15 protein-coding genes are annotated in these 14,425 nt (G+C 37.6%); 2 read left to right on the top strand and 13 right to left on the bottom strand.

Features of this window, described 5'->3' with window-relative positions; genetic code table 11:
* Positions 1–133: 133 nt before the first annotated feature.
* From ypeB to prsW, 3 genes are all read right to left on the bottom strand, one after another.
* Complete coding sequence (ypeB, locus tag POF52_RS02775) at positions 134–1,483, bottom strand: germination protein YpeB (protein WP_271989594.1); 1,350 nt, start codon at positions 1,481–1,483, stop codon at positions 134–136.
* Between the two features lie 17 nt (positions 1,484–1,500).
* Entirely contained in the window at positions 1,501–2,433 is a 933-nt protein-coding gene (gene sleB / locus POF52_RS02770) for a spore cortex-lytic enzyme (RefSeq protein WP_271989592.1), read from the bottom strand.
* Between the two features lie 145 nt (positions 2,434–2,578).
* Positions 2,579–3,229 carry a glutamic-type intramembrane protease PrsW gene (gene prsW, locus POF52_RS02765; RefSeq protein WP_013059034.1) on the bottom strand — a complete coding sequence of 217 codons (651 nt, stop codon included), beginning with the start codon at positions 3,227–3,229 and terminating at the stop codon, positions 2,579–2,581.
* A 198-nt stretch (positions 3,230–3,427) separates the two neighbouring features.
* Between prsW and POF52_RS02760 the strand changes: the two genes are divergently transcribed.
* Entirely contained in the window at positions 3,428–4,399 is a 972-nt protein-coding gene (locus POF52_RS02760) for an asparaginase (RefSeq protein ID WP_176583422.1), read from the top strand.
* 19 nt (positions 4,400–4,418) lie between these two features.
* Here POF52_RS02760 and POF52_RS02755 read toward each other — a convergent pair whose 3' ends face one another.
* The 10 genes from POF52_RS02755 to POF52_RS02710 all read right to left on the bottom strand — a co-directional run bounded on the left by POF52_RS02755 (position 4,419) and on the right by POF52_RS02710 (position 13,844).
* Positions 4,419–5,390 (bottom strand): YpdA family putative bacillithiol disulfide reductase, encoded by a 972-nt coding sequence (locus tag POF52_RS02755; protein ID WP_271989589.1) that lies wholly within the window; start codon positions 5,388–5,390, stop codon positions 4,419–4,421.
* Positions 5,391–5,514: 124 nt separating this feature from the next.
* Positions 5,515–6,780 (bottom strand): Glu/Leu/Phe/Val family dehydrogenase, encoded by a 1,266-nt coding sequence (locus tag POF52_RS02750; RefSeq protein WP_370506064.1) that lies wholly within the window; start codon positions 6,778–6,780, stop codon positions 5,515–5,517.
* Between the two features lie 357 nt (positions 6,781–7,137).
* A complete protein-coding gene (locus POF52_RS02745) occupies positions 7,138–7,740 on the bottom strand; it encodes a genetic competence negative regulator (protein WP_013084906.1) in 603 nt (200 codons plus the stop codon).
* A gap of 127 nt (positions 7,741–7,867) precedes the next feature.
* Positions 7,868–8,779 (bottom strand): MerR family transcriptional regulator, encoded by a 912-nt coding sequence (locus POF52_RS02740; RefSeq protein ID WP_271989586.1) that lies wholly within the window; start codon positions 8,777–8,779, stop codon positions 7,868–7,870.
* Between the two features lie 107 nt (positions 8,780–8,886).
* Entirely contained in the window at positions 8,887–9,654 is a 768-nt protein-coding gene (locus POF52_RS02735) for a metallophosphoesterase (protein WP_176583425.1), read from the bottom strand.
* Between the two features lie 20 nt (positions 9,655–9,674).
* On the bottom strand, positions 9,675–10,049 hold the full coding sequence (locus POF52_RS02730; RefSeq protein WP_013084909.1) for a hypothetical protein: 375 nt from the start codon (positions 10,047–10,049) through the stop codon (positions 9,675–9,677).
* Positions 10,050–10,103: 54 nt separating this feature from the next.
* On the bottom strand, positions 10,104–10,559 hold the full coding sequence (locus POF52_RS02725) for a DUF2663 family protein (RefSeq protein ID WP_176583427.1): 456 nt from the start codon (positions 10,557–10,559) through the stop codon (positions 10,104–10,106).
* An 89-nt stretch (positions 10,560–10,648) separates the two neighbouring features.
* Positions 10,649–11,254, bottom strand: coding sequence for a CPBP family intramembrane glutamic endopeptidase (locus tag POF52_RS02720; protein WP_258357488.1), 606 nt, complete (start codon positions 11,252–11,254; stop codon positions 10,649–10,651).
* Entirely contained in the window at positions 11,254–12,771 is a 1,518-nt protein-coding gene (locus POF52_RS02715; protein WP_271989580.1) for a RecQ family ATP-dependent DNA helicase, read from the bottom strand. Before POF52_RS02715 ends, POF52_RS02720 begins: the two co-directional genes overlap by 1 nt.
* A 23-nt stretch (positions 12,772–12,794) precedes the next feature.
* On the bottom strand, positions 12,795–13,844 hold the full coding sequence (locus tag POF52_RS02710) for a helix-turn-helix domain-containing protein (RefSeq protein WP_271989578.1): 1,050 nt from the start codon (positions 13,842–13,844) through the stop codon (positions 12,795–12,797).
* Positions 13,845–14,101: 257 nt separating this feature from the next.
* On the opposite strand from POF52_RS02710, the gene POF52_RS02705 reads away from it, so the two are divergent.
* Entirely contained in the window at positions 14,102–14,350 is a 249-nt protein-coding gene (locus POF52_RS02705) for a ferredoxin (protein ID WP_013059046.1), read from the top strand.
* The last annotated feature ends 75 nt before the right edge of the window (positions 14,351–14,425 follow it).

The following is a 14,425-nucleotide window of genomic DNA, read 5'->3' as shown; positions in this document are numbered from 1 at the left end:
TATATACACTTTTTCCCTTTATTTAAACATAGTCAAATATGTTTATTTTGTAAATATAAATTAGTCTTTTAGACTCAATAAAATATTAAAAAACACAAAAACCGGTGTCTATAGACACCGGTTTTTATCAACTTTACACTTCATTATACAAAGGTTCTGAGTTTTGCAGTTTTTCGACTTTCTCTTCAAAACCCGTATCGGCATTGATGAAAATACGATACGTATCATTTTTTATTGTCCCTAAAAACTCATAGCATAGCACTTCTTCGTTTAAATCATTGGTAATAATCGCCAAGCGGTCTTCCATCACTTTTACATTCGAGTTCAGCTTGGTTTTTGCCTGTTCTTTCGAAATTTTAGGTTTTGGAATATCTCTTGTACGATGTTTTAATAAGAAGTCTTTAGCTGAGAAGCCAATCACAGATCCATCTTCTAAAGACATTTTCATTTTAACTGAATCCGGATAAATCCGAACTCCACTTTCCGTTTGCTCTACGAAAGTAAAGACTCCCATGTTATCATATTGAGCGCTTTCAGCCATCACTAGGCTTTCAAAACGATGATCTTTTAAAAACTTAGTCGCTTTGTTCATAGCATCGTTTAAACTAATATTTTGTTTTTTAATATCTCGATCTTCGAGCACCCAAAGCGGATAACCACCTTTTTGTGTAATATCCATATACGTCTCTTGTTTAGTCTTTGGATCTGTAATGGTTAAGCTGTACACCTCATAGTCGGCATCTTTTCCGCTCTTTACAATATGAATTTGTTCGTTTCCTTTTAAATTCAAAAACGAACGCGCCACTTGTTTTGCAACATCTTCACTAACTTCTCTACCTTTTAATTGATGAAAAGCGTTTTTTTCCTGTTCATTCGTTGCATTCATAACGCCCAAATCTGTTTCGGCAAAAGAATCCATACTTTTTTCAACGGTTTTTAATCCGTCAATAATCGTATTGTCACCTTGCTTTTCTTTTGTAGCTAGAGCTAGTTCAACATCCATCCAGCGCAAGTTATTATCAATGACTAGATGCTGTACTTGGCGCATTTCATTTTGAATTTCACCTGACTGATCATAAAGCGAATTTAACGTTTTATACTCTTTATCTGTTAAGGGTGCTTTGCTTAAATCCCTTACCGCTACTTTGTACGTAAAGTCACCAACATCTGAAAGAAACTCTTCTGTTTTATTGAACGGTAAAAGCGATAAAGGCAGCTGTCCTACATTGTTATGAGCTTCAGAAGTTAAACGCCATACTTCTGCAAGCGCGGGCGAAAGCTGATCTCTCGAACTCATGGCGAGCGTGCCACCGATTTTATCATTTAATAAATCTAGCTGATATGATAAATCATGAAATGCTCGTTGATACGTATTCTCCCCTTGAAGCAGCACAGCATCTTTTTCTTGATGTTCGCTGTACCCCCAATAGCCTACACCTACAACACCAATAGCTAATAATACAATTAAAATTGTTCGAATCATGTTTCCTTCACCTCTCTTTATCGACAGAAAATGTGTTTCCCGATTTGCTTAATTTGAGGACGTGACCAAATCCATGCGCTTGTTGCTGTATCCGGATTAAAGTAATAGATAGCATTCCCAGTAGGATCCCATCCGTTAATCGCATCCATAACCGCTTTTTTAGATGTTGGATTGGGTTCAAGCCAGATTTGTCCATCTGCTACGGCAGTAAATGCACGCGGTTCAAAAATAACTCCAGCAACTGTATTTGGAAATGACGGACTGTTAACTCGGTTCAAAATAACGGCCGCTACGGCTACTTGGCCATTATATGGTTCACCCCGTGCTTCACCATGCACAGCATTTGCCATGAGCTGAATATCATTTTGTGAAAACCCGCTCGGTACATTCACCGCTGTTGGCTTTTGTGCTTTTTCTTTCTGTTGTTCAGAACTTCCGTTAGACGTATTACGCTGCGGCTGACTGGCAGGTTTTTTTGCTTGAGAAGATCCGCTTTGTGCTTTTTGCTGCCCATTGTTCCCGCTGCTTTTTCCACTGCTACTGCTTCCTTTAGACTGCTGATCAAGAGGCTTACCGCCATAATGCGTAAACTTATTTCCTTTTCTAATTTGATTTTTCACATAGTTTTCGTGATATTTTGTTGCGTTGGCTAATTTAATCTTTGTTTGCCAGCCTGCTAAACCGTCAATCTTTTTAATGCCAAATTCATATTGAAAATTGCGCAGTGCCCAGTATGTGCTCCATCCAAATACACCGTCAATTTTCCCATTGTAATAACCTAAATACTGAAGTCTCGACTGCAGCTCAATAACGTCATCTCCAACTGCTCCGTGTTGAATGACTTGATTTGAAAACGCGTGAGCGGCCTTTGGACTCACAACGGACGCTGCAATAAATGAACATATGCATATGAGACATGCATACTTTTTAAAACATCGAAATGATAACATGACAAAACCTCCTACATCGTATGTAACTGATAAGATGATAGGAGTATTTTTTGTAAAGGTTGTTTTTTTATACAAGATGCGCAAAATTTACCGAAATGAAAAAACTCAGCTCGTAAATCTCTCAAAAAAGATTTACAAGCTGAGCCTAGACAATCGATGGCTGTTTGGCCTTTTTTACTTTTCTTAACGCCAGCCACCATAAATAAATCATAAATGGAATAATAATAAATACCCAATGATCCATTGTTTTTAAAATATAATCATATGTTCCATGTAAAATGAGCGGCGCAAATACAGAGTACAGCGTCCACTTCGTTTTTTCCTTTCCTTCAGAAAACTTTGCTTTCCCTAAATAATACCCCATAATGACGCCGAATAAAGCATGACTAGATACGGGTAAAAAGGCTCTTCCTAGCGCTGATTCTAAACCATTTGCAAATAAATATAAAATATTTTCAACGGTAGCAAAACCTAATGAAACAGCTGCCCCGTAAACAATTCCATCATAATGCTCATCAAATTCCACATGCTGATAAATCGTGAAATATAAAATGAACCATTTGAAAAATTCTTCTAAAAAGCTTGTCGTAAAAAATGCTTGAAGAAAAGGTGATTGAAAAACGTGTTCTTCACCAAATACATATTGAATAAACATAATTGGCAACACAAGCATTGCTCCAAAAATAAATGTTTTTAATACCATTGAAATAGGCTCAGTTTCATATTCATCTTTCAAATAAAAAAAACTTAACAATGCCAATCCTGGCGCAATGCCTGCAGATACAATCGCCAACATAAATAGCGCCTCATCTCCTCTGTTTTTTTTAATAGTAACATGTTATCTTTAGGATGAAAATCTCCGTCTATAATGTCCTTATCTTTATATGTAAATGCTCACATAACTTGCTGTCGATTTACAAAGCCTAACAAAGACCTTAAACAAGTATACCAAAAAATGTATCATACTTATATGAAAAATTGAAAGGAGCTCTCTATGAAAACTGTTTATATTCTTCACACCGGCGGCACAATCTCTATGAAAGAAGACATGGCAACTGGATCGGTAACACCAGATATTCAAAACCCGCTTCACCGCTCAACATCATCTGTTTCAGGTATGGCCAATGTGATCGTAGAAGAAGTATTTCATCTGCCTTCTCCTCACATTACTCCTAAGGAAATGCTTATACTTTCAAAAAAAATACGCGATAAAATTAATGAAGGCAAAATTGATGCAGTCGTGTTAACTCACGGTACGGACACCCTGGAAGAAACCGCTTATTTTTTAGATTTAACAGTGCATACAGATATTCCAATTGTCTTAACTGGAGCCATGAGATCAAGCAATGAAATTGGTTCAGACGGCCCTTATAATTTTATATCTGCGGTTCGGGTGGCTATTAGTGACGGTGCAAAAGGAAAAGGTGTCTTAGTTGTGATGAACGATGAAATTCATACCGCTGAAAATGTGACCAAGACCCACACAAGCAACGTGGCGACATTTCAAAGCCCTCAGTACGGGCCAATAGGATTAATCACAAAACGCGGCGTATCTTTTCACCACATGCCTACAGAACACGAATTTTATCCTGTCAATCAGATAGATAAACAAATCACTTTATTAAAAGCTTATGCAGGAATGGACGACCATTTATTTCAAGCAGTGGCTTCAATGAATGTTGATGGACTTGTAATTGAAGCCCTCGGCCAAGGAAATCTACCTCCTCTCACAATTCCAGGCATTCAATTGCTTTTGGAGCGAAAGATACCCATCGTGCTCGTTTCCCGCTGTTTTAATGGAATTGCTCAAGATGTATATGGATATGAAGGCGGCGGCAAGCAGTTGAAAGAGATGGGCGTTATTTTTTCAAATGGCTTAAATGGTCCTAAAGCACGCATTAAACTGTTAGTTGCTCTCCAAGTAACAACAAATCATGATGAACTGCAGCAGCTATTTAATCATTAGTAAAACAACGCATAGAAGCCTATGCGTTGTTTTTGCTGATAATATGAGAAGCAATTGATTTTCCATGAAAACGTCCATTTTCGATAAAAATCTCATTAGCATTGTTTCCTGCAGCAATCACACCAGCGATATAAATTCCTTCCACGTTTGTTTCCATCGTCTCTTCGTTAAAAGAAGGGCGGCCTGTTTCATCATCTAATTCCACACCCATTTTTATTAAGAACGAATGATCAGGATGATAGCCAGTCATCGCAAAAACGAAATCGTTACTAATCGTAGATTCTTTCCCTTCCTGCTCATACGTTACCGTTTCATCCGTTATTTTCGTTACATGAGCATTAAAATGCATCCCAATTGTTCCATTTCGAACCAGCGCCTCAAATTCAGGCAATATCCAAGGTTTTACGCTAGGGGAGTAATCTGAGCCACGATAAATAACCGTCACCCTTGCATCACACTTCACCAATTCCAGAGCTGCATCGACGCTAGAGTTTTTTCCGCCTATAACGACTACATCTTTATCAAAGTACGGATGCGCTTCTTTGAAATAATGAAATACCTTTGATAAATCTTCACCAGGAATATTCATATAATTAGGATGATCGTAATAGCCCGTAGCTATAATGACATTCTCCGCTTGATACGTCTCTTTAGATGTTGTGACAATAAATTGGTTTTCCGCTTGTTTGTCTACTTGCAAGACACGTTCAAACGGCTGAATTCGAACTTGCCTGCGCTTCACCACTTCTCGGTAGTAAGCAAGAGCTTGGTTGCGCACAGGCTTACGATTTTCCGTAATAAAAGGGACATCCCCGATTTCCAGTTTTTCACTCGAACTAAAAAACGTTTGGTGGGTCGGATAGTTATAAATTGCATTCACGATATTTCCTTTTTCAATTACAAGGGCATCAATACCTGTATGTTGAAGCTCAATAGCTGCTGAAAGGCCGCATGGTCCTCCGCCAACAATAATTACTTTTTCTTTCTTCATGCCTGTCACTCCTTCAGTTGTAAACGCACCTTTTTTTTATTTTAACGCAGTGTAAAACAAAAAAATCTCCTCATTAATGATAGGAGATTTTTTCTATTTACGCAATTGTTCTGCTGTTCTGTTTTTAAATCCAGCCTCTGAAACGAGAGCCTTCTGCCATTTTTCTTACGCCTATCATATAAGCAGCTAGACGCATGTCGACTTTTCGAGTTGTAGAGGTTTCGTAGATGTTATTAAATGATTTAACCATTACTTTTTCAAGCTTTTCTTCTACTTCTTCTTCCGTCCAATAATAACCTTGGTTATTTTGCACCCATTCAAAATAAGAGACTGTTACACCGCCGGCACTTGCCAAAACGTCTGGAACTAATAAAATTCCTCTCTCTGACAAGATGCGCGTTGCTTCAAGAGTTGTTGGTCCATTTGCTGCTTCTACTACAATACTCGCTTGAATGTTATGGGCATTTTCTTCTGTAATTTGATTTTCAATCGCAGCTGGAACTAGGATGTCGCAGTCAAGTTCAAGCAGCTCTTTATTGCTGATTGTATTATTGAATAATTTCGTTACTGTACCAAAGCTATCGCGTCGATCTAATAAATAATCAATGTCTAAACCGTTAGGATCATGCAGCGCTCCGTACGCATCGGATATCCCTACAATTTTAGCCCCAGCGTCGTGCATGAACTTAGCTAAAAAGCTTCCTGCATTTCCAAACCCTTGTACTACTACCCGTGCACCTTGTAATTCAATGCCTCGTTTTTTCGCTGCTTCACGAATACAAATAGTTACTCCTTTTGCAGTCGCTGTTTCACGGCCGTGTGAACCCCCTAAGACAAGGGGCTTTCCAGTAATAAAGCCCGGTGAGTTAAATTCATCAATCCGGCTGTATTCATCCATCATCCAAGCCATAATTTGTGAATTTGTAAACACATCCGGCGCTGGAATATCCTTTGTTGGTCCAACAATTTGGCTAATCGCACGAACATATCCGCGGCTTAAACGCTCTAATTCTCCAAAAGACATATTTCGAGGATCACAAACAATTCCACCTTTTCCTCCACCGTAAGGAAGGTCAACGATTCCACATTTTAAACTCATCCATATAGATAGAGCTTTTACTTCTTTTTCAGTTACGTTTGGGTGAAAACGAATTCCGCCTTTCGTAGGACCAACTGCATCATTATGCTGCGCTCGGTGACCTGTAAAAATCTTAACTGATCCGTCATCCATACGAACAGGAATTTTTACTGTCATCATTCGTAATGGCTCTTTTAATAGTTCATACACTTCATCAGGATAGCCTAGTTTTTCTAACGCTTTATGTATCACTGTTTGTGTAGATTTTAAAACATCATGCTTCTCTTCTTGACTATTTTTACTGTCTTGCATCTTGTCGGCTACCATCTGTAAACCTCCTAAAATGTATCGAAAATTATTCGTTTTTAATTGAATGGTGCTTCTTTCATGACATAGTATACACCCTTAGTTTTACATTGCAAAGGAAAATATCGAACTTTTAGTATTTTTTGTGTTCTTCTAAGAAAACGCTTCCAATAACTTTACAAGGTATGCTACAATGTTTTAAGTCTGCCTCTTTTCTAGTATGCTTTAATCGTCTAAAAAAAATAAAAAACACCCGGTGATAAAGAGCACTTTCAACAACTTTGTACAAGCTGAAAGTGCAGCCACTCTTATTTTAATAAAAGTGCTTTATCCTTCACGGGTGTAATTATTTCAATTAAACAATTAAGAAAAGACAGAATTAATATACTCCAAAGCTCTCTTTTCTACTAACATTTTTCCATATTCATTTACGCGGTGCTTTGTAATTGTAGAGGGATTTCCATACTCCGCCAAAACCGCAATCATATTCCCAACTTCAGCCGGTGACAGCATATGATAATCCAACAGCACGTAAAAACGTTTTTCAAATGAATAGAGCACGCTATCCGTATCGTAAAAGTTTGACATGCGTTTGGTCAGCTGAATGACATCTTCAAATGAATCAAACTCAAAAAACATGTCTTCGCTTTCATCTAGCATGACCTGCATTTCAATGAAGTCTTCGAACTCGTCTTCATCGAACTCACCGTAGCTGGTTTCTTCTTCATACTGCTTTGTCACAAATACAACCATTCCCTGTGCTTGAAGTGAAAAAACTTCTACCGAAAGAGAATTTGTAGGTTCAAAGTTCAGTTCTTGAGAAGCTTGCTCTATCATCTCACGAAAAAGCTGTTTTACTTTGAATGTATCTGTCCATAGATCTTCTTTTGTTAACCCTCTTTCTTTTAAATCATCGTAGGTCAAAAAAACTTTTAGCTTATTATAGTTTAATCGTTCAAGCCTCATTAGCGTCCCTCCCCGCTTGCACTCATAACCACATGGTTCGATAATGCAGTATATGTATTTTTTGGAAAACGGTTCGTGATGTTTACTTACGAGTTTACAGGTTTATGATAGGAAAGACAAGCTATTCTCAATCAATTTCTGCTAATTTTTTTGTTAGCCAGCTGTTCCACTCTTCTTTTGTATTTCCTAAAATAAACGGCTGGGCCTCGCCTTTTCTTTTGCTATCTAAACCATCAAACACATAACCGCCTAATCCTACTTTGAGATGCGGGAATTTCTTTATCATTTGGTTCGTCAAGTTTAGTGTTTTCTCGGCATTTTCCAACATTGTGCATGACATAAATAAAAATGTTGGGTCTACTTCTTTAACAATTAACTCGACATCTTTATCTTCAATGCTGCTTCCTAAATAAATAACTTCAAACCCTTTACGGCGTAAAAATAGCGTAAAGACTAGGAGTCCCACTTCATGTGTCTCATTAGGTCCGCATACAGCAATCGCTTTAGGTAATAAGCCATTTGAAGGCAGCGAATAAAAAATCATGCTGATACGCGTTTTTAATACTTGAGTCGTATAATGCTCATGAGCACTTGTAATTTGCCCTTTTTCCCACATATCTCCAACCGTCACGAGTAGAGAACCCAAAATATCAATAACCACTTTTTCTACCGAATACAGGCTAAAAGCATGATTAATTAAATCCTGTGCTTTTCCTTCTTCAAAAGATAAAAGCATCGTTAACAGCTCACCCCTAATTTTTTGAGGGGAATCTACTTCTCCTTCTTCTTCAAACGTTCCTACTGTACTGCTTTCCGTTTCTAATAACGAAACCGCTTGACTGATGGTAAAACCTCCGCTCACTTTTTCCGTGAGCCACTTTAATTTCCGCAAATCTTCCTCTGTATATAACCGATGCCCCGAATCGTTGCGGACAGGATTTAAAATTTGATAACGTCGTTCCCATGCACGCAAAGTTCCCGGCTGGATTCCGACCATATTTGAGATGGCTTTAATATTATACTTCCCTTCGTGAGCCATACGTAACCTCCAACTACTCTTCGTGAACTGTATCTATTAATTGAATTATAGGATAAGTTATCCTGTGTGTAAAATTTGTATATGCTATGTAAAGAGTTTGTTCAAGGCTATTCTTTCCCTTTTAAAGTGATATAATGCGTTTGGGCTCTAGCTTGTAAACGGAGAGGCAAAGAGGTTGTACCATATCCGTTACTGATAAAAAGAGGAATCTTTCTTTTTTCTTTCAGCCCTCCTAATTCATACATACCCAAATTAAATAAGCGTATCTGTCCCCCGTGTGTATGCCCGCTCAAAATTAAATCTACTTTTGATTCTTCATCTACATAATAGATAACATCAGGATTATGGCTTAGAAGAATGGTAAGCTGTTCAGGTTCAATGGAAGAAACAGCTCTCTTTAGATTCATCTGACCTTCTGATAAATCATCTACTCCCGCAAAGTGGCATATAGTACCATATTTAGAAACGGCAAAGACATGCTCATTTTTAAGGGCAATAACTCCTTCATCTTTAAGCATCTGCTTCAATTGCATCTGACTTACTTCGTAATCATTATTTCCCCACACAAAATAGACGGGTCCTAGCGTTTTAAGCTGTTGAATATTTTGACGAGCCTGCACTAAAGGGACTCCTCCTTCTAGTAAATCACCGCCTATGATCACAAAATCTACTTCGCCCGGTATTTTTTCCAACAGCTTCGACGAAACTGTTCGCTTATGTATATCCGATATAAAAAACAGGCGCAAAGGCTGCTGATTTTCAGGAAATCTTGATAAATGAATCGTTCTTTCTTCGACATATGTACGATGGGCTTCTGAAAACATAAAAATCAGCAAGCCTATGCCTAACGCTAAAACAATTAAAAGAATAACCATATATTCTCCTTCTTTTCATTTTATACCCGATGTGTTTCCTTTAAAGAAGAAAGGGCATAAATTATCGCAATTGTTAACAAACCTACTACTTGATAGAGCGCAATTGCACTTAACGATAAAATTCCTATTACACATAGACATGAAACAAGGTATTCATGCCATTTTACCTTATAGCCTTTTAGAAGCAACCGACTTTGCAGAAAAACTTTACGAACTGCCGCCGACAGACAAAAAAGAGCCGTAAAAAACAAGATTATAACACTAAACACATCTAACGGATGTAAAATCATTTGAATAAGTAAATAGGTTAACGAAGCTTTTGAGCCTACAGCCGTTAAACTGCTGATATAATAACTGCATAACCACGCAGCCAGCAAGTTAAACCAATCCCTCACAAAAAAACCCCCTTCACTAAACTTCTATGTAAAAAGAGTCTTTTTCATGCGATTCTATTTGGTTTCATGATATAAATTAATTCCATAGGTTAACTGCATCCAGCGGAACGTTTCTTTTCGGTGCTCCCATGTTTCAGGCGTCGCCCATAGCTCTTTGCTTCTTTTAATAATCTCACAGCGCAAATCTTGAAAAGTCTTTTCTGCTTTCTCGCTTTTTTTCTGCAGCTGTACAGTATAAAAGTAAAGTGAGACGGTAAGCAATAGAAACATCAAATGTCCCATGTTGCCTAACAAAAATGAAAAAAATTCGCTAAACGTCGTAAAAAAACCGCTTTGAAATATGAAAAAAAAGTAGCTAATAACAGCCGTTACACTGGCTAAAAACAAAAGCTTCCATTTTTTCTCTTTAGCTTTCAACTTATTGACTGTCTCTTTTCTTTTAATAACGCTCGCTAATATATATTGAAGTGTTTCATCGCTTTCAAAGTCTATCACTTTGTTTTCCATCATTCCACCCCCCTCGTATGCTAGTACAACATATGAGGGAACATAAAAGATTATGTGGGGAGTATTGAAAATAATGGCTGTTTCCTTAACCTTTACTGAATTAATTCTTCTGGCTGTGCAGATTCCCCTTTTGATTTTCGTATCTGCAGGCCCAATAAAAAATCAATGAGAAAATGAGTAAAAATCGTGACATATAAATTTTCAGTCCACCAAAAAAGCAACCCTATTAAAAAGCTTAAAAACACAACCGAAATAAAAAGAAACCACTTTTTTAAATATCGAATGTGAACGAGTGCAAATACAATACTCGCCCAAAAGAGGCCAAACTGAACTTGTATAACCCCTCGAAATAATATTTCTTCTGAACATGCAACGATTAGGCAAATAAGGATCAGATGAGGAACAGAACGTTTAGCAAATAAACGTTCATTGATCCCTCCGTCATCGTATAAATGCTCAGGTACGCATTTCATTAGAAGTATATCTCCTCCTACTACAAAGAGAGCCGTTCCTCCCCCGTACAATAAAATAGAAGACCAATCCAGCTGAAAAAACTGCAAAAAGGAATTCCACGAATCGAATGTAAAAAAACCGATGCCTAAAGCAATGAAGCAGATGAGCAGCTGTGTTACATATAAATTTTTAACTAGCTCTGCATCTGTCATGGATGAAATAAGCTCTTGCTGTGATTTTGCCATTATATCTCTCCTTGACGAAGCAAACGAGCTAATTCTAATTCCCAGCCTTGAAATGTCCATTGCTCCTGCTCACCATTTGTTTTTTTATAGTTTTCTAAATCCAAGCCGCAGCAATCGCAACAATTCTCAAGCTCTGATTTTCCCGTTTCATCGAAATAGCCAAGCAGCACGTGACGACGGCATTCTTTTGTCTCAATAAACCCCTTCATCGCACGATACTTGTCATGTTTGTTTCGAAGACGTTTAGTTACAGCTGCAACAATCGTTTCATGCAGCGATGCAGGAATTTTCCAGGGTTCAACATATTCATTTTTCACTACATTTTCTTTGTACAAATAATAACGAATAAATCGCCAATGTGTTTCTTGAACACCCACTGTATAAAGAAAGTGAGACTCTACTTGTTTTAAAGGAATGGCCTGATCATGGTTTCGTAAATACGACAAGCAGTATAAGATAGTATCTGAAGAAGGAAGCTCAATTTCAAGTAAAGAATGAGCAAAATCATCGTCTCCTTCAGCATAAAGCAAGATCGCAATACTGTTTCGCTGATCGCGTCCACTTCTTCCAATTTCCTGTACATATGCTTCTAACTGCGTAGGTGTATGAAAATGAATAACAAAGCGAACATTCGATTTGTTAACCCCCATTCCAAATGCACTTGTGCAGCAAATGATATCAAGCTGATTTTCTAAAAATTGCTGTTGAACAAGCATTCTTTCATTCGGTTCCATTCCCCCATGGTAATACTGCACTCGCTGTATCCCATTTTCCTTTAGAAGCTGTGTTAATGCTTCTGTCCAAGATCGGCTGGAACAATAGATAATTCCCGGACCTTGCAGTTCACTAACGTACATCAGTAATTTCTCTTTTTTTTCTTCAATACTTGCAACAAAATCAACTTCCATCGCAATATTACTTCGATTCATGGAATAGATGTGCTCGTTGACAGCAGGAAGCGATAAGTAGCGCTTAATATCTTCCACTACTTCCCTAGTCGCAGTTCCCGTTAGTGCCAGACATAGCGGACTGCCAAGTTCCTTCCATATATCTCCTAGCTGTAGATAATCTAAACGAAAATCATGTCCCCACTGAGAAATACAATGCGCCTCGTCCACAACGAAAAAGCCTACCTTTGCCTGCTTTAATGCTTCTACTACAACAGCATTTTGCAAAATTTCAGGAGATGCATAAATAAAACGATAAAAAGCTAAATTTTTTAGCGCTCGTTGTTTTTCTTCTTGTTGTAGGAAACTATTTAAGGCAATAACTCGCTTTTCTCCGCTTGCCTTTAGTTGTTGAACTTGATCTTCCATCAGTGAAATTAAAGGAGATACAATCAGCACCGGTCGGTTCAACAAATAAGCTGGGAGCTGATAGCACAATGATTTTCCTGTTCCTGTAGGCAGAACCGCTAACACATTATGACCGGTTAAAATATCTTGAATAATCTCTTTTTGTCCTATTCGAAATTGGCTATAGCCAAATTGTTTCTGTAGAAGTTGTTCTATCTTCACATCAAACACCACTTTTTTTAGTATCAGGTAAAATGTTTTGCTAATACGAGACGAATCTGAAAATAGGTAACGTCGTCTTTTACTTCTTCTTTTATCACCTTTAATTTATTTGTACGCAAACCTTCAAAAGCTGAGATAATTTTTTCCTGCTGCTTAGGCGATACGTATGGATCGATTGAAAAAGATGGAACAAACAGAGCTAATTCTGCAATATGATCTTCAATTGTACTTTCTTTTAAACGCCTTATATAAGCAATTTCTTCAAGCGTCTTGCCTTTTTGAAGCCAGCTATACGTTTTTAACGTCGAGCTTGTCAAAGGCAATTCTAAATATAGATCACGTAAAAAAGAAGACAGTACATGAAAGCTTTCATTATTTTTACTTACTTTTTCAATGATATGGTGAATAACCCCTAAAAGTTGAATATGAACATAATGCTCATCGAGTTCATATTGATATGCTAACTGATTTTTTGTAAAGCCTACTCTTTGGTATCCAGTCAGCTGCAAAACAAAAAGAGACGCGTCCCGTTCCGTGCAGCCTTTCAAACACATTCGGAGCTCTTCGAATAGCTCGGCGGCTAACTCTTGACGCGTTTGCTTTTGAGACATAATATACGTTTTTACCCATTGAATGACCTCGGCATTTTTGGAAATGGGTAAAAACCCTTTTTGAAAATACTGTAGGTTTGATAAGGTCTGAATGAACAAAGTGATTCTTGCTAAAAATAATTGAGTACTGCTTGCGAATTTCCATCCGTCTAAAGCTGGATGAAAGGGTCGAGCCGTCAGTTCATCTTCAAGGCGTGCTTGTCCCTTATCTGTCATCACATACTTTTGATTTTCAGTTTCTTCAATATACTGCTGTTCTTTTAGATATGCAACGCAGGCTTCAAAAGACCGTTTATCTAAGTAAACAAATGACTGAAAAAGAAACGAAATTCCAAAAATTTTTCCGTCTTGAATCGTTTGAGCTGACTTTTTACCTGTTAATAAATGATAAATACCATAGGCGGTTCGCTCACCCTTTAACTGTTTTATACAAAATAAAATGCTAACTTGAATATAATTCAAAGGTGTCAACTTCCTTTCTCATTCATTGTACCAAAAGTGACCAATAGCATGTGAGATAAAGGCTTTTTAGCTCTTTCCTTTATGTATCAAAACGTTTGGGTAAGTGAAGAAACCTTGATTTGATAAGCATTCTCAGTGACTTTTCTATTGAAAAGTTTTATAAATCATTTTACAATGAATAAGGAGAAATTTCACTCTTGATTCGCCAAGAGATTATATAATGAGAAATTTTCGAACACTTTACAGGAGGTCTTGTTATGCCAAAATATACAATTGTTGATAAAGATACTTGCATCGCTTGCGGCGCTTGCGGAGCAGCAGCACCAGACATTTATGATTATGATGATGAAGGTATTGCATTCGTAACATTAGATGATAACCAAGGTGTAGTAGAAATTCCAGAAGATCTAGAAGATGATATGATGGATGCAATGGAAGGCTGCCCTACGGATTCAATTCGCGTAGCGGATGAAAAATTCGAAGGCGATGCTAATAAATTCGAATAAGTATGGAGCAAACCTGTAGTGTACATGCTGCAGGTTTTTTTATATATAAAAATCGCTCTCCCCGGGAGAGCGATT

The organism is Priestia sp. AB (genome assembly GCF_028369225.1).
GTDB classification, from domain to species: Bacteria; Bacillota; Bacilli; order Bacillales; family Bacillaceae_H; genus Priestia; species Priestia megaterium.
The sequence above is the reverse complement of the archived record's forward strand: the minus strand, read 5'-3'. Positions and strand labels throughout refer to the sequence as shown.

What these genes read in the sequence shown, in the direction of transcription:
- ypeB (WP_271989594.1), bottom strand. Translation starts at nt 1,483, where the DNA reads ATGATTCGAACAATTTTAATTGTATTATTAGCTATTGGTGTTGTAGGT.
- sleB (WP_271989592.1), bottom strand. Translation starts at nt 2,433, where the DNA reads ATGTTATCATTTCGATGTTTTAAAAAGTATGCATGTCTCATATGCATA.
- prsW (WP_013059034.1), bottom strand. Translation starts at nt 3,229, where the DNA reads ATGTTGGCGATTGTATCTGCAGGCATTGCGCCAGGATTGGCATTGTTA.
- POF52_RS02760 (WP_176583422.1), top strand. Translation starts at nt 3,428, where the DNA reads ATGAAAACTGTTTATATTCTTCACACCGGCGGCACAATCTCTATGAAA.
- POF52_RS02755 (WP_271989589.1), bottom strand. Translation starts at nt 5,390, where the DNA reads ATGAAGAAAGAAAAAGTAATTATTGTTGGCGGAGGACCATGCGGCCTT.
- POF52_RS02750 (WP_370506064.1), bottom strand. Translation starts at nt 6,780, where the DNA reads ATGCAAGACAGTAAAAATAGTCAAGAAGAGAAGCATGATGTTTTAAAA.
- POF52_RS02745 (WP_013084906.1), bottom strand. Translation starts at nt 7,740, where the DNA reads ATGAGGCTTGAACGATTAAACTATAATAAGCTAAAAGTTTTTTTGACC.
- POF52_RS02740 (WP_271989586.1), bottom strand. Translation starts at nt 8,779, where the DNA reads ATGGCTCACGAAGGGAAGTATAATATTAAAGCCATCTCAAATATGGTC.
- POF52_RS02735 (WP_176583425.1), bottom strand. Translation starts at nt 9,654, where the DNA reads ATGGTTATTCTTTTAATTGTTTTAGCGTTAGGCATAGGCTTGCTGATT.
- POF52_RS02725 (WP_176583427.1), bottom strand. Translation starts at nt 10,559, where the DNA reads ATGATGGAAAACAAAGTGATAGACTTTGAAAGCGATGAAACACTTCAA.
- POF52_RS02720 (WP_258357488.1), bottom strand. Translation starts at nt 11,254, where the DNA reads ATGGCAAAATCACAGCAAGAGCTTATTTCATCCATGACAGATGCAGAG.
- POF52_RS02705 (WP_013059046.1), top strand. Translation starts at nt 14,102, where the DNA reads ATGCCAAAATATACAATTGTTGATAAAGATACTTGCATCGCTTGCGGC.